We start from the raw sequence: 20,697 nt of genomic DNA on the forward strand, positions 1-20,697 counted from the left end.
ATGGCGACGCGCTCCAACTCCACGCGCTCGATGACCGGAGCGGGCTCGCGCCTCGCGCGCATCTTCCGCCTCGGCGTCAAGGAGCTCTACAGCCTCAAGGCCGATCCGGTCCTGATGCTGCTCATCGTCTACTCCTTCACCTTCGCGATCTATGCGGTGGCGACCGGCGCAAAGATGGAGGTCGAAAACGCCTCGGTGGCGATCGTCGACGAGGACCGGTCGCCGCTGTCCGGCCGGCTCGTCGACGCGATCCTGCCGCCCTATTTCAAGCCGCCGCAGCAGATCTCGGCCGGCGAGATCGACGAGGCGATGGATTCGGGCCGCTACGTCTTCGTCATCGAGATCCCGCCGAAATTCGAGCAGGACGCGATCGCCGGCCGCAAGCCCTCGCTGCAGATCGATATCGACGCCACCGCCATGTCGCAGGCCGGCAACGGCGCCTCCTATCTGCAGTCGATCCTGATGCAGGAGGCCGTCGCCGCGCTCGGCACGAGCGGCGGCCAGCCGATCAATCTCGTCGTCAGGGCGCGCTTCAACCCCAACCTGCAATCGGCCTGGTTCACGGCGCTGATGCAGGTCATCAACAACATCACCATGCTGTCGGTCATCCTGACCGGCGCCGCGCTGATCCGCGAGCGCGAGCATGGCACGATCGAGCATCTCCTGGTGATGCCGGTAACGCCGGCCGAGATCATGCTCGCCAAGATCTGGGCGAATGGTGCGGTGATCATCCTCGCCGCGGCCTTCGCGCTGTGGGCGGTCGTCGAGCGGCTGCTCGGCGTGCCGGTGCAGGGGTCGATCCCGCTCTTCCTCGGCTCGGCGACGCTCTATCTCTTCTCAGTCACCTCGCTCGGCATCCTCATCGCAACGGCGTCGACGTCCATGGCGCAATTCGGGCTGATCGTGATGCCGGTGCTCATCGTGATGAACCTGCTGTCGGGCAGCACGACGCCGCTCGAATCCATGCCGTCATGGCTGCAGGTCCTGATGCAGATCTCGCCCTCGACGCATTTCGTGGCGCTGTCGCAAGCGATCCTCTATCGCGGCGCCGGGTTCGATATCATCTGGCCCCGTCTCGCCGCGCTGGTCCTGATCGGCGCGGCCTATTTCGGCATCGCGCTGGCCCGCTTCCGCAAGGCGCTGCTGGCGGCGGGCTGACCGGCCGCCCCGCTCAGGCTGCGGCGGCGAGGCCGGTGATCATCGACACGATCTCGTTCTTGTCGGTCGAGCGTGTATCGCGGATGCCGATCTGCTTGCCGCGCCTCAGCACGCAGATCCGGTCCGACAGGCGGAACACCTGGTCGAGGCTGTGGCTGATGATGAGGATCGCGAGATTGCGGGCGCGCAGGCTCTCGATGTTCTTCTCGACCTTCGCCGTCTCGGCGACGCCGAGCGCCGCCGTCGGCTCGTCCATCAGCACGAGCTTCGTCGCCCAATGCGTCGCCCGGGCGATGGCGATGCCCTGCCGCTGACCGCCGGAAAGATCGCGGATCACCGAGCGGGCCGAGGGAATACGCACGTCGAGCGCCTCCACGAGCTTTTCCGTCTCGCGGATCATGCGCGGGCGGTCGAGCCGGCGGAACGGCCCGCGCGTCAGCTCGCGGCCGAGGAAGAGGTTCATGTAGACGCTCTGACTGTCGGCGAGCGCGAGGTCCTGGTAGACGACCTGGATGCCCTTCGACTGCGACTGGCTGGCATCGGCGAAGGAGACCTCCTCGCCATCGATCAGGATGCGGCCGGACGTGGGCTTGTGCGCGCCGGCGATCATCTTCACGAGCGTCGACTTGCCGGCGCCGTTGTCGCCGACGAGGGCGACGACCTCGCCGGCGGCGAGATCGAGCGAGAATTCCTCGATGGCCGTGATGCCGCCGAAGGACTTGTGCACGCGGTCGAGGGAGAGGACGGGCGGGGTCATCGCTGTCTCCTCAGAGCGGCCAGTCGGCCGGGCGGCCGAAGGCGTCGTGGATGGTCTCGACCTTCGGCTTGCCCGAGGCGAGGCCGGAAATGCCGGCCGTATAGGCTCTGGTGACGAAGGTCTGCTGGCGGAAGCCGAACACGACGCTGTCGCCGATCGCCGGCTTCACCGGGCCGGTGGCGTCGATCATGCCGTAATAGTCGATCGCCGCCGGCGGCGGGATCTCGACGCTGGCGAGACGGTCCAGATCCGGCTCGCGCCCGATCACCGCCTTCACGTCATAGTCCGGGAAGACCGGGTCGATATAGAGCCCGCCGCCGAAGCAATAGGCGCGGTCGCCATGGACATGCGAGACCTCGGAGAGATAGACCGCGGCCGGAAGCTCGGGAAGTTCCTCGATCGCATGCAGCGGCGTGGTGCCGGTGAGGCCATGTCCGGGTTCGCACTGCGTCGCGCCGGCCTCGGCGAGCGCGGCGAGGACGATCGACGACGTCGTGCCGGGGGCATTGATGGCGATCGCCGTCCGCCCCGCCTTGGCCAGCGCCTCGCGCGCCCGGCCGAGCGTTTTGAGATTATGCGTCGGCTTCACCTTGCCCGTCGCATTGTCGAAGAGGAGCGCCGGGAAGGTGGTGATGCCGGCGAAGCGCGCACCCGGCAACCGGTCGATCGCGTCGGCAACGGACACGATATCAGACGCCGGGAAGCCGCCCTCATGGCCGCGATAGAAACGGTCGCCCTCGGCGTGGATGCGCACGAGCAGATTGGCGGTGCGGCCGGCCTTCGCCATGGCTACGCCCGCTTCGGCGGCCTTCTCCATGCTGAACACCGTCCAGTAATCCGGCGCCATCGCAGCGGCCGCATCGGCCTCGGCGCGCGGCACCTGCACGAGATGGCCGACATGGCCGAGGCCGAGCCCGGCGCGATGGCCTGCTCTGGCGCATTCCATGTCGACGGCGACGACGCGGCCGATGCCGCCCGTCTTCACAGCGCGCAGGAAGTCGCCGTTGCGGCCCATCTGCTTGGTCATCGCGAACACCTCCAGCCCGGCGGCGTCGCCGGCTTTGGCGATGGCGCCGGCATTGGCGGTCACGGCGTCGAGGTCGATGACGGTGGTGTTGGCGGGCAGCGCGCCGGTCTGGTGCAGGCGGATCGCGGCCTCGATCAGGCGCGGATTGCGGCGGCGGAGCGTGTCGAGGAACATGGTCTCTCTCCGAAAAGGGCGGTCAGCGCCGGGCTTCGCGCAGCGTCAGCGCGACGGCGGCGAGGATGATCAGGCCGCGCACCATCATCTGCTCGGCGACGGAGAGGCCCATCAGGATGAGCCCGTTGTTGAGCATGCCCATCATGAGCGAGCCGATCAGCGCGCCGACGACGGTGCCGGTGCCGCCATTGAGGCGCGTGCCGCCGACGATGACGGCGGCGATGACCGTGAGAAGATCCGTCTCGCCGAGCGTGTAGCGCGCGCCATGCAGCCGGCCGGCATAAAGGAGCCCGGCAAGCGCGGCGGTCATGGAAGAAAGGACCAGCACGCCGAGCCGCAGGCGGTCGACATTGATGCCGGCGGCGCGGGCGGCGCGGGGATTGTCGCCGGTCGCCAGCACATGGGCGCCGAACGGCGTCTCGCGATAGACGAAATGTCCGACCGCCACGCCGATCACCGTCCAGAGGATCAGCGAGGGGATGCCGAACAGCGCGCCGGCGCCGAAGATCGACGTGTAGACGTCGTTGGTGACCGGCACCGATTGCAGGTTGGTCAGCCAGCGGCCGACCCCGGCGAGCAGGCCCATCGAGGCGAGCGTCACGAGGAAGGACGGAAGGCGCACATAGGCGACGAGCGCGCCGTTGACGAGGCCAATCAGCGCGCCGGCGCCGAGGCCGGCGGCGACGCCGACCGGCCAGGGCATCGTGCGCATCACCACCGCCGCGACCAGCGCCGCGATGGCGACCACCGAGCCGATCGAGAGGTCGATCTCGCCGGAGGTCAGCACGAACACCATGCCGATCGCCATGATCGTGATCGGCGCCGTCTGCTGGACGATGTTGACGAGATTGTTGGCGGTCAGGAAGCCGTCGTCCCTGAGCACCACCGCGAAGGCGGCGAAGATCAGCAGGAATCCGACATAGACGACATACTGGGCCGGATCGAGGCCCTTGAGGGACAACGGCTTCGCAGACATCAGTTCACCCCGAGCGAGGCCGGCGGATCGCGGTGAAGCGACGCGTTCCAGCCTTCCTTGACATTGTCCTTGGTGATGGCGATCGCGCCGGCGGCGAGGAAGGGCGGCACCTTGTCGCCGATGAGGCCGAGCGCGGCGGCATTGGCGGCCGTCGTGCCGATCGAATAGGCCTCGTCGGCGGAGATGGCGACGACATTGCCGCCCTTGACCATGTCGAGCGCCAGCGGCTCGGAGAGGTCGAGCGTCACGATCTTCGTATGCGTGTTGCCGGCGTTGCGGAGCGCCGCCAGCACGAATTCGGCCGGCTCGGCCCAGGTGACGTAGATCGCATCGAGGCCGGGATTCTTGGTGACGAAGGCCTGCGCGATCTCTTCCGCGCGGGTGGGATCGGCGAGCCCCTGCTCGGCGACGATCTTCATGTCCGGGAATTTGGTCTCGATCGTCTTCTTGAAGGACTGGTCGCGCTGGTTGGTCACGTAGAAATCGGCGTCATGGAAGATGTAGCCGACCGTGCCCTTGCCGCCGAGCGCGGTGCCCAGCGCCTCGCCGGCCTTGGCGCCCATCTGGACGAGGTCGGCGGTGGAGATGGTGACGTAGTCCTTGCCGTATTCGAAGCCCTTCGGCGTGTTGTCGATGAAGACGAGCTTGGCGCCCGCATCGAGCGCCGGCTTGTAGACCTCGGGGGCCGTCTCGGGGTCGACCGGCAGCGAGATGATCACGCTCGGCTTCTTGGCGAGGATCGTCTCGATGTCGTTCTTCTGCTTCGCCGCGTCGAAGCCGGCATCGGTGGTCGCGACCACCTCGATGCCGAGCTTGGCGAAATCGTCCTTGGCGCCCTGGTCAACGGCGTTCGACCAGTCAGACGTGGTGTGCCAGGCGAGTCCGGCCGTGAACTTGCCGGCCTTCACCTTCTCGATCTGTTCGGGCGTCAGCGTGATGCTCTCGCCCGGTGTCGCCGTCTCGCCATGCGGGCCCTTGGTCACGTCGTCGGCGAGGGCGGGAGCGGCGAGCGCGAGCCCGGCCAGCATCGTTCCCGCGACAAGCAGGTGCTTCAGCGTCATGATCTCATCCTCTCGAGGAAGGGAGCGGCGGCCGGTTCGCCCGCCCGCCGCGGACCGGACTTACTTGATCGCGTCGAGGATCGACTGCGGCGGCTCGCGGTTGAGCGAGGCCTTCCAGCCATCGACGACATTGTCCTTGGAGACGGTGATCGCCGGGGCGACGACGAAGGCCGGCGCCTCCTTGCCGAGCAGACCATAGGCGGCGGCCGTGGCCATGGCCGAGCCGAGTTCGTAGGCCTTGTCGGCGACGAGCGCGGTGACGTTGCCGCCCTTCACCATGTCGAGGCCGACCGGCTCCGAAAGGTCGAGCGTCACGATCTTGGTGCGGGTGTTGCCGGCCTGACGCAGCGCGGCGAGGACGCCTTCGGCCGGCTCGGCCCAGGTGACGTAGATGCCGTCGAGATCGGGCGTCTTGGTCAGCAGCGCGTTGGCGATCTCCTCGGCGCGGGCCGGGTCGGCGATGCCCTGGCTGTCGACGATCGCCATGCTCTTGTGGTCGTTCTCGATGGTCGCCTTGAAGGCCTGGTCGCGCTGGTTCGTCACGTAATACTGCGCGTCGTGGAAGATGTAGGCGACCTTGCCCTTGTCGCCGAGCGCGGTGGCCAGAGCGTCGCCGGCCTGCTTGCCCATCTGGAAGAGATCGTCGGTGACGATCGAGACATAGTCCTTGCCCTGCGTGTAGCCGGCCGGGACATTGGAGAGGAAGACAAGCTTCACGCCGCCTTCGACCGCCGGCTTGAAGGCGGCGGCGGAGCCGACCGGATCGAGCGGCAGCGCGAGGATCACGCTCGGCTTCTTGGCGAGCACGGTCTCGACATCGGAGAGCTGCTTGGCGCTGTCGAAGCCGGCATCCGTCTCGGCGACGACCTCGATGCCGTATTTCTTGAACGTGTCGGTGGCGCCGGCCGTGACGGCGGTGACGAAGTCCGACGAGGTATGCCAGAGCAGCGCCGCCGTGTATTTGCCGTCCTTGAGCTTCGCGATCTCGGCGTCGGAGAGCGTGAGCGCCGAGGACGGCGTCGCCTTCTCGCCGTTCGGTCCAACGGTCTCGCCGGCGCTCGCGAGCCCGGTCGAGGCCACCAGCGCCGACAGCGCCAGCGTGGCCAGGGTGGTCTTCATCCTCATCTTCGTCGTCATGGCAGGCTCCCTCTTTGGCCCTTCGGGCCGTTTGCTTCAGCGGCCGCCCGCCCGGCCGAAACCGGCGAGGAAGGCGGCGAATGCGACGATGCCGTCGAGATATTCCTCGATCTCGACATGCTCCTCGGTGGTGTGGCAGTTGCGGATGTCGCCGGGCGCGCAATAGACGGTCGGCACGCCGAGCCGCGTCGAGAGGAAGGGCGCTTCCGACCAATAGGGCGCGCCCTTGATGGCGCCGCGATCCGGGCGGACGGCCTTCACGGCCGCCACGAGCCGGGCGACCGCGTCGAGATCGGGCGGCGTCTCGGTCGGCGTGCCGCCGAATTCATGGTCGCGGCCGGCGGGATAGGCGTAGGCGATCTCGATGCGCGGATCGACGGGTGCCGAACGCACCGCGGCCTCCATCGCCGCCACCGCCTCGGCGAGATCATCGCCCGGCAGCAGTTTCATGATCAGGCTGATGCGGCATTCGCCCGGCACGGCGATATAGCCGCCGCCTTCCAGCGTCGTGACCAGAAGGAACGGGCTGCCGACGAGCGGATGCGGCGCCCGCGCCTCCAGCGCCGCCGAATGGGCGAAGAGCGCGGCGAGGATCGCATGCGAGGCCTTCAGCGCGTCGATGCCCTGCTCCGGCACGCCGAAATAGGCCGAGCGCCCGGTGACCGTGATGTCGGCGATCACGAAGCCCATCTGCGCGGCATAGATGTCGAGCTGCGTCGGCTCGACATAGATCGCGAAATCGGGCCGCACCGCTTTGCCAGCCTCGATGGCGGCGGTCATCGCCTTCATGCCGGCGCTGACGCCGCTGCCTGGCTCGCCGCTCTCCTCGTCGCCGATGAAGGCGAACGCGATGTCGGGCGCCTGGGCGACGCCGGCCGCCCTCAAAAGGGCCGCCGCCGCGATGGCCGTGCAGATACCGGCCTTGAGATCGCCCGTGCCGCGGCCCCACATGGCGCCATCGACGATCGCGCCGCCGAACGGGTCCTCGCGCTCGGTCCCCGCCCAGCGCTCCGCCCAGCCGCGGACATGCACCGTATCGGTATGGCCGATCAGCATCACGGTCGGCCCGCCGCCTTCGCCCTTGAGCACGCCGCTGACATTCGGCCGTCCGGGCGCGAAATCGTCGAGACGCACCGCCTCGGCACCGATCGCCTCGAGCTCGCGCGCCAGCAGGCTGGCGAACGCCCGCTCCTCGCCCGTGACGGACGGCGTCCCGACCGCCCTGGCGAGCAGGGCGATGGCGGCGTCGCGGTCGAGCGCGCGGCGGAGGCGCGCCACGAGGTCCTGGTCGGGCGGGGTCATTCGGCGGCCTTCTGCAGCGGGCTGGCGGGAAGCGCGAGGTCTCCCGGCAGGTTCGGGATCCCGAAGATGTCGTTGTGCAGCCGGCTGACGGCCGAGGACACGGCGCCGACGAGGCCGGCTCGGGCGCCGAGATGGCTGGCGGTGATGTGGATGGGCCGCTCGAATACCGTCGGCATCACGGCGCGTACGCGGCCGATCAGCTCCTCGCGGATGCCGATGCTTCCGCCGAAGACGATCATCTCGGGGTCGACGATCGCGCCGAGCGCCGTCACGGCGAGCGCGATGATGCGCGCCGTCTCGTCGATCACCGCCACCGCCGTGGCGTCGCCGCCCTCGAGCCGCGCGAACACCTCGCGCACCGTCTCGACCTCGGGGGCGCCGCCAGCCTCGCGGTAGCGGCGGACGATGCCGGCGGCGCCGACCTCGAGCTCGAAGGTGCCGATCTCGCGAGCCGCCGCGGTATCGGTCTCGCGGCCGACCGGCAGATAGGCGACTTCGCCCGCCGCGCCCGTGGCCCCGCGCGCCAGTTTGCCGTTGACGATGAGGCCGAGACCGGCGCCGGTGCCGAGCGCCAGGAAGCCGGCATTTTCCACGCCGCGCGCCGCCCCCTGCCAGGCCTCGCCGAGCATGGCGAGATTGACGTCGTTCTCGATGGCGACCGGGAGGCCGAAAAGCGACCCGAGCACGCCCGGAACATCGCAATCGGAGAGGCCGCGGATATTGGGGACGAGGCCGATGGCGCCGGTCAGCGGATCGACGACGCCGGGCGAGCCGATCACGACGCTGCGGATGCGCGCCGGATCGACGCCGGCACCCTTGGCGAGCCTCAAGGCGAGCGCATGGATCTGGTCGAGCACATGGCGGCCGCCACGGCGGTCGGTCGGCTCGGTCTCCTCCGCCACAACGTCGCCGGCGAGATCGGCGAGCGCCGCGATGACCTTGGTGCCGCCGAGATCGACGCCGAGCGAGAAGGCGGCGTCGCGAGCCACTTCGTAGCGGAGCGCCGAACGGCCGACGGCGCCGCTGGTGCGCCCCGCGGGCCGCGCCCAGCCCTCGCTCTCGAGCGCGGCCATCACCTCCGACATGGTCTGCTTGGAAAGGCCCGTTTCCTTCGCGAGCTCGGCCCGCGAAATCGGCCCCAGATGCAGCAGCGCCTCGGCGACCGCGCGACGGGAGAATTGTCTGACGAGAAGCGACCGCCCGGTGATCAATTCGATCTCATTAGTTCGTCCAGTTGACGAATTAATGCACCAGCGAAGAGAGCTGTCAATGGGCTCTTCGGGACGGGCCGAGCACTGAGCGGTCCACGGGCGGTTTCGGACATGGCCACCGGGGCCGGATTTGCCAGTGAGTTGCGTACCTCACCTGCTGGACGCCGTGCGCGCGGCGTGCCTACAGTCTGGCGTCCCGCGCCAAGGCGCCCTGCGGCGCCGCCATCCCGGCGACGACGGAAAGGCCGGTCAGGACAAAGCAGCCGGCATGCCGGATTGATGGAGGAGGAGACGACGATGATTGCCAAGAAGAGGCTGACGGCCGCGCTCGCGCTTTCGCTTGCGCTCGCCGCCGGGAGCCATGGTGTCGCGCGCGCGGACGACAGCGACAAGACCTTCAAGATCTGGTGGTACGAAACCCCGGACAGCGCCATGGGCATCGCCTGGAACAAGGCGATCGAGGAGTTCAAGGCCAAGCATCCCGACGTCACCATCGCCTTCGAGCAGAAGAGCTGGGACCAGATCGAGAAGGCTGGCAGCCTGATCCTCAATTCGGGCGAGGCGCCGGACCTCCTCGAATACAACAAGGGCAACGCGATCGCCGGCCTCGCCGCCTCGCAGGGCCTCCTCACCGACCTGACGGATGTCGCGGCCGAGCGCGGCTGGGACAAGACGCTCACCTCGTCCGAACTGCTGCTGAGCCGCTATGACGATCGCGGCATCTTCGGCACCGGCCCGATCTGGGGCATCCCGGACTATGGCGAGTTCGTCGCCGTCTACTACAACAAGAACATGTTCAAGGATCTCGGCCTCGAGGTTCCCAAGACGCTCGCCGAGTTCGAGAAGGTGATGGACGCCTTCGTCGCCAAGGGCATCACCCCGATCGCGACCGCCGCCAACGACTATCCGGCCCAGCACCTGCTGACCGAACTCGCTTTGTCGAAGGCGACGCCCGAATGGGTGCAGTCCTATCAGGGCCTCAAGGCCCCGCTCGATCCGGCGCCCTATCTCTACGGCGCCCAGACGCTGCAGGACTGGGTGAAGAAGGGCTATGTCTCCAAGGACGCCACCGGCCTGAAGGCGACCGACATGGAGACACTGTTCGAGACCGGCAAGGCGCCGATGGTGGTCAGCGGCACCTGGTTCGGCGGCGGCTTCAAGTCGAAGATCAAGGACTTCGAATGGGGCCAGTTCCTGTTCCCCGGCAACACGATCTCGTCCGGCTCGACCGGCAATATCTGGGTGGTGCCGAAGTCCGCGAAGCACAAGGACTGGGCCTATGAGTTCATCGACATCACGCTGTCGAAGGACAACCAGGCGCTGCTCGGCAATTCCGGCGGCGTCCCCGTCGCGGCCGATCCTGCCTCGCTGACCGACCCGGTCGGCCTCATGATGACCGAGAACTTCAAGGTCCTGGCGGATCGCAACGGCCTCGGCTTCTATCCGGACTGGCCGGCCCCCGGCTTCTACGAGGTCATGCTGCAGAAGACGCAGGCGCTCATCGGCGGCACGATCACCCCGGAAGAGTTCGTCGAGCAGATCTCGGGCCCCTATAACGAGGCCCAGGCCGAGGCGAACTAGGCTCGCATCAAGGATCGGGCGGCGGATTTCCGCCGCCCGCACCGTCTCTTTCGAAGCCGGCCGGCAAGGCGCGGCCCCCAACGCCAACCGGGATCCCTGTTCATGGCCTCGACTGTCGACCGTCCGTCCGGCCGCGCAGGCCTCAACCTCGGCTACCTGCCCTATCTGCTGCCCGGCGCGATCGGCTTCTTCGTCGTCGTCCTCATCCCCTTCCTCATGAACATCGCGGTGAGCTTCACCCGCTGGAAGGGCATCGGCGTCCCGAAATTCATCGGGCTCGAGAATTACCTGAAGCTCTTCCAGGACAAGACCTTCTGGGCCGCCTTCGAGCATTCGGTCGCCTGTGTCATCGCCATGGCGCTCATCCCCACGGCGCTCGGTCTCTTCCTGGGTGCGGTGCTGTTCGACTATATCGGCCCGCGCTTCGGGCCGCGGGCGTCGAGCGGGCTGCGCGCGGCCTTCTATCTGCCGCAGATCCTGCCCGTCGCCGTTGCCGGCGTGCTCTGGGGCTGGATCCTGTCGCCCATCGGGGTGCTGAACACGATCCTCGACGGGCTCGGCCTCCATGCGCTGTCGCAGAACTGGCTCGGCGATCCCGCGACGGCGCTGCTCGCGGTGATGTTCGTGATGGTCTGGCTGCAGCTCGGCTATGCCCTCGTCGTCTTCATGGCCGGCCTCGCCCGCGTCGATCCGGCGCTCTATGAGGCGGCGGAACTCGACGGCGCGCCGTGGCTCTCCCGCTTCCGCCACATCACCATTCCGATGCTGAAGCCGGAGATCTTCGTCGTCGGCCTGACGACCACCATCGCCGCCCTGAAGGTCTTCGCGCCCGTCTATGTGCTGACCTCGGGCGGCCCAGACAATGCAACGACGGTGCCGTCCTATTTCGCCTATTACCACTTCTTCACGACCAACCGCGTCGGCTACGGCGCGGCGATCACCACCGTCCAGACGCTGATCACGATCGTGCTCGGCCTCGTCTTCCTGAGGGTTCAGAGGAAGCAGACCGAGGGAGCGAACTGATGAGCGCCGACGCCACCATCGCCGCCCAGCCGACGAAGCGGGCGCGGGCGAGATCCTCGAACGAGCCGGACGGACGGCATGGCGAGGGCTTCGGCCGCTATTGGGTGCTGGCGCTGCTCGTCGTCGCGGCGCTCCTGACGCTGTTTCCGTTCTTCCTCGCCGCCATCAACGCGATCAAGACGCCGACCGATTACGGCGCCAACGGACCGGTCGCGCTGCCGAGGAGCTTCGATCTTTCGGCCCTGTTCGCCTTCTGGACGGGTGTCGAATTCGGCCGCAAGCTCTGGAACAGCGTCCTCATCAGCGGCTGCGTCGCCTTCTTCGGCGTCGCGCTCAGCCTGCTCAACGCCTATGCGCTCGGCATCGGCAAGGTGAAGGGCCGCAACCTCATCCTCATCGTGCTGATGCTCGGCATCATGGTGCCGCAGGAATCGCTTGTCTATCCGATCTACTATCTCGCCAAGTCGGTCGGCCTCTATGACACGCGCCTCTCGGTGATCATCGTGTTCACGGTGCTGCAGAGCGCCTTCGGCACCTACATGCTGTCGGCCGTGCTGACCCAGTTCCCGCGCGAGATCATCGACGCCGCCGAGATCGACGGCGCGAGCCGGCTCCAGGTCCTGTGGCATGTCGTCATCCCGGTCCTGCGGCCGACGCTGACCGTGCTCGGGACGTTCTTCTTCATCTGGACGTGGAACGAGTTCCTGCTGCCGCTCGTCCTTCTCATCTCGAACGACAACCAGAACGTCTCGGTCGCGATGGGGACGCTGCACGGCCAGCATGTCAGCGACCCGACCACCACCGCCGCGGCGGCGCTTCTCGGCATCGTCCCGACGGTGATCTTCTTCCTGGTCTTCCAGCGCACGCTGATGCGCGGCGTCACCGTCGGCGCCGTCAAATAGCGCCGTACCGCGGCGCGCGACGGTCATCGGGACGAGGACAACCGTCCCGATCCCGTGAAGGGCAATGTTCGTCGATGGAATGAACTGGCGCACCCGAAGGGATTCGAACCCCTGGCCTCTGCCTTCGGAGGGCAGCGCTCTATCCAGCTGAGCTACGGGTGCTTGCCGGCAGCGCCTCTCTTAGACGATGCGGCCGGGGGCTTCAATGGTGAATGCGGGCCCTGTGGAGGGCGACGCCGCCGGGCCGCGGTCCGGCGGCGGATCACCCTGAACCTGCTCAGATCAGCTTGTACTGGCGGGCCTTGTTGCGGAGGAAGGGCAGGCCCTCGCCGAGCAGCTGCTCGCGGCTGTCGGCGACCGGGCGCCAGACCGAGAGCGCCGAGGCGAGCTGCGGCGGCATGTGGATGAAGCTCTCCATCGCCATGCCGCCCTTGAAGCCGATGCCGGCGAGCCCGGCGAACACCTCGTCCCAGGCGATGGTGCCCGTGCCCGGCACGCCGCGATCGCTCTCGGAGAGGTGGATGTATTTGAGATGGCCGGCGCCGGCGAGGATGGCGTTGGCCTGGCCCTTCGCCTCGATATTCATGTGATAGGTGTCGAGATGTAGGAAGACGTTCGGCGCGCCGATGCGCTCGATGAGGCCGACCGCCTGCTCGGTCGTGTTGATCATGTGGTTCTCGTAGCGGTTGACCGCCTCAATGCCGAGCTCCAGCCCGAGCGTACGGGCGTGCGCGGCGACCTTCTGCATGGTGCGCGCGACGATGTCATACTCCGCCTCGGTCGGCGGCTTGCCGGTGCGCTCGCCGATCGAGCCATAGATGACGCCGGAAAGCGCGGTCGCGCCGATCTCGGCCGTCTTGTCGAGCGCGAGCTTCAGGAAGTCGAAGGCTCGCTCGGGATTGTTGGTCGGGCGCGCGTCGTCGGGCAGGCCGAGCGAGCAGACCGCGCCGATGCCGTGCTTCTCGAGCAGGGCGCGCGTATGCGCCGTATCGACCTTGCCGGGCTCGAGCAGAGCGATCTCGACGAAGGCGAGGCCGCGCTCGGCCGCCTCCGGAATGGCGAGTTCGGCCGCCTCGCGCGTCCAGCTATGCGCCCAGAGGCTGGTGTGAATGCCGAAACCCTGCATCGGTCGTCCTCCCTGATCTTCGGCGCGGCGCTGTCCGCCAATCCGCCGTTGCGGCGAGGCTAGACGAGTTTGGCGGGCGGGAACACTGCATGCGAGACGCGCTTCTTCGCAATTTCTTGCCGCTGCGTCAGTGCGGCGTGTCGGCGGGCGGCGCACGGGCATGCAGCCGGCGCGCCACGAAATGGGCGACCGGCGGCCCGGTCACGACGATGATGAAGAACCGGACCGCCTGCAGCGCCATGACGAAGGACATGTCGACCGGCGAGGACGCCGCGATGACGGCGATCGAATCCATGCCGCCGGGGCTCGTCGCGAGATAGGCCGTGAGCGGATCGACGCCGACGAGAACGACCAGGAGCGCCGCCAGCGAGGCGCTGAAGGCCATCAGCACCAGGATCGACAGCGCGATCTGCGGCAGAACCCGCGCCGCGTGGCGGATCACGGCGCGGGTGAAGCCGAGGCCGATGCGCCAGCCGATCAGCGCGTAGCCGATCGAGAGCAGCCACTCGGGAAGGACGATGTCGAGCAGGCCCATGCCCTGCAGCACGGCGCCGGCGATCATGGGGACGAGCAGCGTGCCGGAAGGGATCGGCAGCACACGCCCGACCAGCGTGCCGATGGCGGCGACGGCGATCGTGCCGGCGAAGTGGAACAGATCGACGGACGGAAACCAGACGATGGGTGGCGGCTCGGCGGCGCCAACATCGAGATAGATGCGCGCCACCAGCGCGGCGGCGCCGGCGACCATGACCATGCGCAGATACTGCATCATGGCGACGAGCCGCGCGTCGGCGCCGAAGGCCTCGGCCATCAGGACCATGGCCGAGGCGGCACCCGGCGAGGAGCCCCAGACGGCGGTCGTTCCCGGCAACACGCGGCGGTGGCTCATCAGCCAGCCGAGCGCGCTGGAGGCGGCGATGGTCGCGAGCACCACGGCGAGGAAGAGCGGCCATTCGGCGAGGAAGGCGACCACGGTCTCGGGCGTCATCACCGAGGCGACGAGCATCGAGACGATCGCCTGCGCCAGCAGCGACAGGGGATCGGGCACGCGGATCGTCGCGCCGGCGAGCCCGGCCGCGATCGCCGCGATCATCGGACCGATGAGCAGCGCCGCCGGCAGGCCGGCCACGAACAGCCCGGCACAGAGAAGGACCGAGAGGACCAGAAGGGCGCTCCATTGCAACGGCCGCGGCAGGCCGGCGAGGAACGGGACGGGCGGGGATATGGGCATCGGGCTCGGTCGCTAACGGAACCTTATGATAAACGACCGGCGCGATGTCTCCACGACCCGGCGACGGTTTTTTCGCGGCGCCATGCTATAGTCGCCCCGCCAACCGGAAGCCTTTCCATGCTTGCCTTCGTGCCGCAGACCGCCGTCCTCGTCGCCTATCTCGTCGCGGTGGTCGCCCTGACGCTGACGCCCGGCCCCGACATGACGCTCTTTCTCGGCAAGGCGATCGGCCAGTCACGCACCGCCGGCATGGCTGCCTTTTTCGGTGCGTCGACGGGGCTGATCATCCACACCGTGCTGGTGGCGGTCGGCCTGTCCGCGCTGCTGGCGGCCTCGGCGACGGCTTTCACGATCCTGAAGGTCGTCGGCTCCCTCTACCTTGTCTATCTTGCCTACCAGGCGATCCGCCACGGTTCGGCGCTCTCGGTCGGCGGCAAGGGCGCGGCCGATCCCATCGGCAAGGTCTATCTGAAGGGGCTGGCGATCAACCTGCTCAATCCGAAGATCATCGTGTTCTTCGTGACCTTCCTGCCGCAGTTCGTCTCGCCGGGCGACCCGCATGCCAGCGGCAAGCTGCTGTTCCTGGGCGTCCTTTTCGTCGTGGTGGCGACGCCGATCAGCCTCGCGCTGATCTGGTCGGCCGGGTCGATCGCGACATTCCTGAAGCGTTCGCCGAAGGCGACGCGCGCCGTCGACTACCTGTTCGCAGGCGTGATGGGCGCCTTCGCGGTCCGCCTCATTCTCGCTCAGGCGAAGTGAGCGACAGCCCGGCGCCGCGCCCGGCCACCAGCCAGTAGGCGAAGGCGCCGGCGATGCCGCCGGCGGTCGGAGGCAGGAAGCTCGACGGCGCCGCGAGCTCCGGCGGGAAGCCGAGCAGCTGCAGGCCGAAGCCGAGCAATCCCCCGAACAGCAGCCAGCCGAGCAGCGAGCGGAAGGCGAAGATCTCGCTCGCGGCGATCGCGACGAGGAAGGGCAGCAGCGCCGTCCGCGCGATGACGGCGGTGAGCACGAGCGCCGGCTGCAGGACGGGCGGCGGCAGGCCTTCCGGCGTTGCGGCGAAGTCGGCGGCGGGAAAGCCGAAGGCGGCGAGATAGACCGCGGTCGCCGCGAGGATCGCGGCGATCAGCCCGAGCGGGATGACGAGGATGATGCGCAGGAAGGCGCGCATCAGGAATGCGCCTCGATCGCCTCGAGGAACGCGTCGCCATAGAGCGAGAGCTTGCGCTCGCCGACCCCCTGCACCTCGCGCATCGCCTCGCGGGTCGCGGGGCGCAGCTCCGCCATCTCGATCAGCGTCCGGTCCGGGAAGACCATATAGGCCGGCACGCCCTCGTCGCGCGCGATGTCGCGGCGCAGAGTCCTGAGCGCCTCGAACAGGCTGGCCGCCTCGCCTTCGAGTCCGTCGGCGCGGCGCTCGCGATCGGCCCGGCGGCTCGTTTTCGCCGGCTCGTCCCGCACCATGCGCAGCGCGATCGTCTCGCGGCCGAACAGGATCGACTCGCCCTTGTCGGTGAGGCGGAAGCCGCCATGCTCCTCGCTGGCCTCGGCGAGGGCGCCGGCCGCGAAGAGCTGTCGGATGATGGTGCGCCAGGCATGGGCGCTCCGCGCCGCGCCGACGCCGAAGGTCTTGATCGCGTCATGGCCCTGCCGCTTCACGGTATCGGTCGCGGCGCCGCGCAGCACGTCGACGAGATGGCCCGCGCCATAGCGCTGCCCCGTGCGCGCGACGGCCGAGAGCACCATCTGCGCGTCCCGCGTCGCATCGACGAGGCTGGCGCCGCCCTGGCAGAGATCGCAGGAGCCGCAGGGCCCGCTCGCCTCGCCGAAATAGGCGAGCAGGGCCTGCCGGCGGCAGGTCGCCGCCTCGGCGAGGTCGATCATGGCCGAGAGCCGGCGATGTTCCAGCCGCCGCTGCGCCTCGGAAACGCCCTTCTCGTCGATCTGGCGGCGACGGAACGCCATGTCCTCGATGCCGTAGAGCGTCATCGTGTCGGCCGGCAGGCCGTCGCGGCCGGCGCGACCGATCTCCTGGTAATAGGCCTCGACGCCGGAGGGCAGGTCGGCATGGACGACGAAGCGGACATCCGGCTTGTTGATGCCCATGCCGAAGGCGATCGTCGCGGCGACGACGACATTGTCCTCCTGCAGGAAGATGTCCTGGTTGCGGGCGCGGACGCTCGCATCCATGCCGGCATGGTAGGCGACGGCCTTGCGGCCCGAGGCGGAGAGCCAGTCCGCGAGCTTCTCGGTCTTGTCGCGCGAGGAGGCATAGATGATGCCGCTCGCCCGCTCGTGGCGGCGCAGGAAATCGGCGATCTGGTTGCGCGGCTTGTCCTTGGCCTCGAAGGCGAGGCGGATGTTGGGACGGTCGAAGGAATGGACGACGACATGTGGCGGCCGCTGGAAGAGCTGCCGCACGATATCCTCGCGCGTCGCCGCATCGGCCGTCGCCGTCAGCGCCACCACCTGCGTCTCGCCGAGGGCGGTGCGCACCTGTGCGAGCTGGCGGTATTCGGGGCGGAAGTCGTGTCCCCATTGCGAGACGCAATGCGCCTCGTCGATGGCGAGGCGCTGCACCTTCGAGGCGGCGAGCAGTGCCAGCAGGCCATCGGAGGAGAGCCGCTCGGGCGAGACGAAGAGCAGCGACAGCTCGCCGGCACGCAGCCGCGCCAGCGTTTCGCGATTGGCCTCGTCGCCATTGCCGGAATTGAGCGTCGCCGCCTTCACGCCGACATGCGCCATCTGCTGCACCTGGTCGCGCATCAGCGCGATCAGCGGCGAGACGACGACCGTCAGCCCACCATCCACCACGGCCGGCAGCTGGTAGCACATCGACTTGCCGGAGCCGGTCGGCATCACGGCGAGCACATCCTCGCCGCCGAGAACGGCGCCGATGACCTCTTCCTGGCCGGGGCGGAAGTCGTGATAACCGAAAACGGTGCGGAGCGCTTCGCGGGCGCGCTGAAGCGGCATTGGCATTCCAGACGGGGTGATTCGTTAGCGCGATGCTAATGCATCGCGCGGCCGGTTTGAATCGAGGCGCATCGCCGCGCCGTCCGGCCGGATGTCAGCGCGCCGCGATCGCGACGGCGGCACCGGCCATGATGACGCCGCTGCCGCGATTGACGAGGCGGACGGCGCGCGGGCTGGTGATGAGGGCGCGGGCGCGCAGCGCCAGCACGATGTAGAAGCCGAACACCACCGCGAGCACGCAGAGTGTCACCAGCGACAGTTCGGCATAGGCGAGCATGTCGACATGGCCGAGATCGACGAGATTGGGCAGCAGGGCGAGGTAGAACACCATGGTCTTCGGATTGCCCATGGTGACGGCGAGGCCGGCGAGGAACAGCTTCGAGCGGCTCTCGCGCGTCGCGACCGGTTCCAGCGTGCGGGCGGCGGCCGGCGCGGTCCACATCTTGACCGCGAGATAGAGGAGATAGGCGGCGCCGGCATATTTCACCAGCGTGAAGACCTCGTGGAAGGTCTCGGCGAGCACGGCGAGGCCGAGCACCGCCAGCGACAGCCAGACGACGTCGCCGACCGCCATGCCGGAGACGAAGGCGACCGCGCCGTCGCGGCCACGGCCGAGCACGCGGCCGACGATCGCGGCGATGCCGGGACCCGGGGCGAAGGCGGCGACGGCGAGGGCCAGCGCGAAGATCGCGATACCCGAGAACGACAGTCCCGACATGTGGCTCTCCTCCCTCAGCCGAGCGGCGCCACCTTACCCGAGGCGACGGAGAAAATCTCGGCCCCGCCGGGCAGTTCGCCGAACAGCGCCGGGTCGGCGCCCGTCATGAACACCTGGCTGCCCAGTGCGTCGAGCGCGGCATAGAGCGCCGCCCGTCGGCGCCGGTCGAGATGGGCGGCGACCTCGTCGAGCAGAACCAGCGGCGCGAGGCCGCTCACCGAGGCGACCAGCCGGGCATGGGCCAGCACGATGCCGACCAGCAGCGCCTTCTGCTCGCCCGTCGAGGCGCGGTCGGCTGCGACATCCTTCGGCCCGTGGCGGACCTTGACGTCGCTGGTATGCGGTCCGGCGAGCGCCCGCCCCGCCGCGGCGTCGCGCGGCCGCCCGTCGCGCAGAAGCTGCTTCATCCTTTCCGCAGCCGCAGCCTCGTCAGCTGCGGCGATGGCCTCGATCTCGCCCTCGATGGCGAGGTCGGCCCAGGGGAAGGCGGCGGCATCGTCGCGGCCGCCGGCCGCGAGATCGGCGAGCGGCCCTGCCATGCGCATGCGCGCCGCGGCGACGGCGGCACCGAGGCTCGCCGCCTCGGCCTCGATGCCTTCCAGCCAGGCGCGGTCGGGGCGCGGATCCTCGAGCAGGCGGTTGCGCGACCGGAGCGCCCGCTCATAGGCGGAGACGCGGGCTCCGTGGCGGGCATCGAGCGCGAGCACGAGCCGGTCGAGAAAGCGGCGCCGGTCGCCGGCCGCACCGGTGAAGAGCGCGTCGAGCGCCGGCGTCAGCCAGACGACGCGCAAATGATCGGCAAAGGCGGCCGGCGAGGAGACGGCGACGCCGTCGATGCGGTTCCGGCGCGGCGAAAGACCGCCGTCGGGGAGTCGCTCGATGCCCGTCCCGAGCCGAACCTCGTCCTCGGCGCCCTGGACGGCGACCGAGACCGCGAAGCCGCCGGCCCCGCCCGCCCGCTGCATCTCGGCAAGGTCGGCGCGGCGCAAGCCGCGGCCGGCCGTGAACAGCGAGACTGCCTCGATGAGATTGGTCTTGCCGGCCCCGTTCTCGCCGGTCAGGGCGACGAGGCGGCCGGACAAGGCGAGATCAAGCGCGGGATAGGAGCGGAAATCGGAGAGGATGACCCGCGCGACGCGCGGCGCCCTGCCGTCGCGAGCGTTCACACGCGCATCGGCATCAGGACATAGAGCGCCTCGTCGTCGCCCTCGTCCTGGATCAGGGTCGGCGAGCCGGGATCGGCGAAGCGGAACAGCGCCGTCGCGGTCTTGAGCTGGCCGGCGATGTCGAGCAGGTAGCGGGAATTGAAGCCGATATCGAGCGGAGCCTGCTGGTAGTCGACATCGATCTCCTCGGTCGCCGATCCGGAATCCGGATTGTTGACCGTGAGCGACAGGCGGCCGTCCTCGCCGAGCGAGAGCTTCACGGCGCGGCCACGCTCGCTGGCGATGGTCGAGACGCGGTCGACGGCGTTGGAGAAGGTGGCCCGGTCGACCTTCAGCGCCTTGTCGTTGTTCTGCGGAATCACGCGCGCATAGTCGGGGAAGGTTCCGTCGATGAGCTTCGACGTCAGCACGACCGAGCCGAAGGTCACGCGGATCTTGGTGTCCGAGATCTCGATATCGGCCGTCGAGGCCGCGTCGGCGCCGTCGAGCAGCTTCTGGATCTCGCCGACCGTCTTGCGGGGAATGATGATGCCCGGCATGCCGTCGGCGCCGGCCGGCACCGCGGTCTGCGCGCGGGCGAGGCGGTGGCCGTCGGTCGCGACTGCGCGCAGCAGCGTGCGGCCCTCGATCGTCGGCGTGTGCAGATAGATGCCGTTCAGATAGTAGCGCGTCTCCTCGGTGGAGATCGCGAACTGCGTCCGGTCGATCAGGCTCTTGAAGACAGGGGCCGCGATCTGGAAGCGGACGGGGAACTCGCCCGTCGTCAGATCGGGAAAGTCGCTTTCCGGGAGCATCTGCAGCGCAAAGCTCGACCGGCCCGAGCGCACCAGCAGCGTCTGCCCGTCCGGCGCCGTCTCAAGCTGCACCTCGGACCCGTCGGGCAGCTTGCGCACGATGTCGTAGAGCATGTGGGCGGGGACCGTCGTGCCGCCGGCGCGGCCGATCTCGGCCGGCACCGTCTCCAGCACCTCGAGATCGAGGTCGGTCGCCTTCAGCGTCAGTGTATCGCCGCTCGCCCGCAGCAGGACATTGGAGAGGATCGGGATCGTGTTCCGCCGCTCGACGACGCGATGAACGTGGTTGAGGGACTTGAGGAGATTGGAACGCTCGAGGATCGCTCTCATGGGAACGCAGGAGTCCTGGCAGATGGGCCGCGCAGATCGATTGCGCGGCG

General features: G+C 68.6%; 19 protein-coding genes and 1 tRNA gene. 5 read left to right on the top strand and 15 right to left on the bottom strand.

Annotation, left to right across the window (positions count from 1 at the left end; all coding sequences use genetic code 11):
• The gene (locus tag QO015_RS11135; protein ID WP_266279408.1) at positions 1–1,158 is read left to right on the top strand and encodes an ABC transporter permease; all 1,158 of its coding nucleotides are present in this window, start codon (positions 1–3) and stop codon (positions 1,156–1,158) included.
• Between the two features lie 13 nt (positions 1,159–1,171).
• Here the strand turns inward: QO015_RS11135 and QO015_RS11140 are convergent, their stop codons facing one another.
• From QO015_RS11140 to QO015_RS11170, 7 genes are read right to left on the bottom strand one after another with little or no spacing between them, the layout of a single operon-like run.
• Positions 1,172–1,915 carry an ATP-binding cassette domain-containing protein gene (locus QO015_RS11140; RefSeq protein ID WP_266279407.1) on the bottom strand — a complete coding sequence of 248 codons (744 nt, stop codon included), beginning with the start codon at positions 1,913–1,915 and terminating at the stop codon, positions 1,172–1,174.
• A gap of 10 nt (positions 1,916–1,925) precedes the next feature.
• Entirely contained in the window at positions 1,926–3,116 is a 1,191-nt protein-coding gene (locus QO015_RS11145; RefSeq protein WP_266279406.1) for an alanine racemase, read from the bottom strand.
• Between the two features lie 22 nt (positions 3,117–3,138).
• Positions 3,139–4,092 (bottom strand): ABC transporter permease, encoded by a 954-nt coding sequence (locus tag QO015_RS11150; protein WP_266279404.1) that lies wholly within the window; start codon positions 4,090–4,092, stop codon positions 3,139–3,141.
• Positions 4,092–5,153: a substrate-binding domain-containing protein gene (locus QO015_RS11155; RefSeq protein WP_266279402.1), complete on the bottom strand. Its 1,062-nt coding sequence runs from the start codon at positions 5,151–5,153 to the stop codon at positions 4,092–4,094. Before QO015_RS11155 ends, QO015_RS11150 begins: the two co-directional genes overlap by 1 nt.
• 60 nt (positions 5,154–5,213) lie before the next feature.
• A complete protein-coding gene (locus QO015_RS11160) occupies positions 5,214–6,290 on the bottom strand; it encodes a substrate-binding domain-containing protein (protein WP_266279400.1) in 1,077 nt (358 codons plus the stop codon).
• Between the two features lie 36 nt (positions 6,291–6,326).
• Entirely contained in the window at positions 6,327–7,592 is a 1,266-nt protein-coding gene (locus QO015_RS11165) for a M20 family metallopeptidase (protein ID WP_266279399.1), read from the bottom strand.
• The gene (locus QO015_RS11170) at positions 7,589–8,803 is read right to left on the bottom strand and encodes an ROK family transcriptional regulator (protein WP_266279397.1); all 1,215 of its coding nucleotides are present in this window, start codon (positions 8,801–8,803) and stop codon (positions 7,589–7,591) included. Before QO015_RS11170 ends, QO015_RS11165 begins: the two co-directional genes overlap by 4 nt.
• A 297-nt stretch (positions 8,804–9,100) precedes the next feature.
• Here QO015_RS11170 and QO015_RS11175 point away from each other — a divergent pair, with 297 nt between their 5' ends.
• The 3 genes from QO015_RS11175 (at position 9,101) to QO015_RS11185 (ending at position 12,309) form a co-directional block, all read left to right on the top strand.
• Positions 9,101–10,384 (top strand): ABC transporter substrate-binding protein, encoded by a 1,284-nt coding sequence (locus QO015_RS11175; protein ID WP_266279395.1) that lies wholly within the window; start codon positions 9,101–9,103, stop codon positions 10,382–10,384.
• Between the two features lie 102 nt (positions 10,385–10,486).
• Complete coding sequence (locus QO015_RS11180) at positions 10,487–11,407, top strand: carbohydrate ABC transporter permease (RefSeq protein ID WP_266279394.1); 921 nt, start codon at positions 10,487–10,489, stop codon at positions 11,405–11,407.
• Entirely contained in the window at positions 11,407–12,309 is a 903-nt protein-coding gene (locus tag QO015_RS11185) for a carbohydrate ABC transporter permease (protein WP_266279392.1), read from the top strand. The genes QO015_RS11180 and QO015_RS11185 overlap by 1 nt, the downstream gene beginning before the upstream one ends.
• Positions 12,310–12,394: 85 nt before the next feature.
• Here QO015_RS11185 and QO015_RS11190 read toward each other — a convergent pair.
• The 3 genes from QO015_RS11190 to QO015_RS11200 all read right to left on the bottom strand — a co-directional run bounded on the left by QO015_RS11190 (position 12,395) and on the right by QO015_RS11200 (position 14,666).
• Positions 12,395–12,471, bottom strand: a tRNA-Arg gene (locus QO015_RS11190).
• Between the two features lie 115 nt (positions 12,472–12,586).
• Positions 12,587–13,435, bottom strand: coding sequence for a sugar phosphate isomerase/epimerase family protein (locus QO015_RS11195; RefSeq protein ID WP_266279390.1), 849 nt, complete (start codon positions 13,433–13,435; stop codon positions 12,587–12,589).
• 127 nt (positions 13,436–13,562) lie between these two features.
• On the bottom strand, positions 13,563–14,666 hold the full coding sequence (locus tag QO015_RS11200; RefSeq protein ID WP_266279389.1) for an AbrB family transcriptional regulator: 1,104 nt from the start codon (positions 14,664–14,666) through the stop codon (positions 13,563–13,565).
• A gap of 117 nt (positions 14,667–14,783) precedes the next feature.
• On the opposite strand from QO015_RS11200, the gene QO015_RS11205 reads away from it, so the two are divergent.
• Positions 14,784–15,425, top strand: coding sequence for a LysE family translocator (locus QO015_RS11205; RefSeq protein WP_266279388.1), 642 nt, complete (start codon positions 14,784–14,786; stop codon positions 15,423–15,425).
• Here QO015_RS11205 and QO015_RS11210 read toward each other — a convergent pair.
• The 5 genes from QO015_RS11210 to dnaN form a co-directional block, all read right to left on the bottom strand.
• On the bottom strand, positions 15,403–15,834 hold the full coding sequence (locus QO015_RS11210; protein WP_266279387.1) for a hypothetical protein: 432 nt from the start codon (positions 15,832–15,834) through the stop codon (positions 15,403–15,405). The two genes, QO015_RS11205 and QO015_RS11210, sit on opposite strands and share 23 nt — an antisense overlap.
• Complete coding sequence (gene recQ / locus QO015_RS11215) at positions 15,834–17,645, bottom strand: DNA helicase RecQ (protein WP_370877413.1); 1,812 nt, start codon at positions 17,643–17,645, stop codon at positions 15,834–15,836. The genes QO015_RS11210 and recQ overlap by 1 nt, the downstream gene beginning before the upstream one ends.
• Positions 17,646–17,733: 88 nt before the next feature.
• Positions 17,734–18,357, bottom strand: coding sequence for a LysE family translocator (locus tag QO015_RS11220; RefSeq protein WP_266279385.1), 624 nt, complete (start codon positions 18,355–18,357; stop codon positions 17,734–17,736).
• 14 nt (positions 18,358–18,371) lie between these two features.
• A complete protein-coding gene (gene recF, locus QO015_RS11225; RefSeq protein WP_266279384.1) occupies positions 18,372–19,523 on the bottom strand; it encodes a DNA replication/repair protein RecF in 1,152 nt (383 codons plus the stop codon).
• Positions 19,520–20,647 (bottom strand): DNA polymerase III subunit beta, encoded by a 1,128-nt coding sequence (dnaN, locus tag QO015_RS11230; RefSeq protein WP_266279382.1) that lies wholly within the window; start codon positions 20,645–20,647, stop codon positions 19,520–19,522. Before dnaN ends, recF begins: the two co-directional genes overlap by 4 nt.
• Positions 20,648–20,697: the final 50 nt, after the last annotated feature.

The organism is Kaistia geumhonensis, assembly GCF_030815145.1.
Classification (GTDB): Bacteria; Pseudomonadota; Alphaproteobacteria; order Rhizobiales; family Kaistiaceae; genus Kaistia; species Kaistia geumhonensis.